Here is a 506-nt window from a genome sequence, read left to right on the forward strand (position 1 = left end):
GAGGAGCATTAGGTAATGAATTTTCAATTAATAATATTGCTGTACGTGTAGAGCTTGTGCATCCATTTACCAATATTCTAGCTTCTGCATAATATGTTCCTGCTACAACTGGTGTATAATTAGCATTAGCGCTTAATAAAAGGGTTCCTCCTCCAGCGGCATCATACCAATCTATAGTTTCTCCAGCTCCAACTGTAGCCGTTAATGTTGGAATTGTGAAACCAGTACAATATTCTTGATTTCCTCCACTAACCGGTGCATTCACAACTGGACAACTACAGTTCGGAGCTGTTACTGATAAAGTTTCTATACATCCGTTAGCAGCTGTTACAGTAATGACTATGCTAGTCCCAGACGTTATTGATGCTATGTTCCAAACATTCCCTGAGGTGTTTGTTATCGATCCTGAAGTACTGGTTACTGTTCCTGTATTTACTGTTACTTCTAATGAATAAGTTAATAAGTCCACAGAACAAAGTGGTGCACTTGTAATACTAATTGTTGGT

Annotated in this window: 1 protein-coding gene; it reads right to left on the reverse strand. The window is 38.3% G+C overall.

Features of this window, described 5'->3' with window-relative positions; all coding sequences use genetic code 11:
- Nucleotides 1–469 (reverse strand): immunoglobulin domain-containing protein (locus tag AC1EUV_RS13790; RefSeq protein WP_480199303.1); only part of this gene is annotated, 469 nt, incomplete at its 3' end.
- Between the last annotated feature and the right edge of the window lie 37 nt (nt 470–506).

The organism is Maritimimonas sp. 2304DJ26-3, assembly GCF_056591635.1.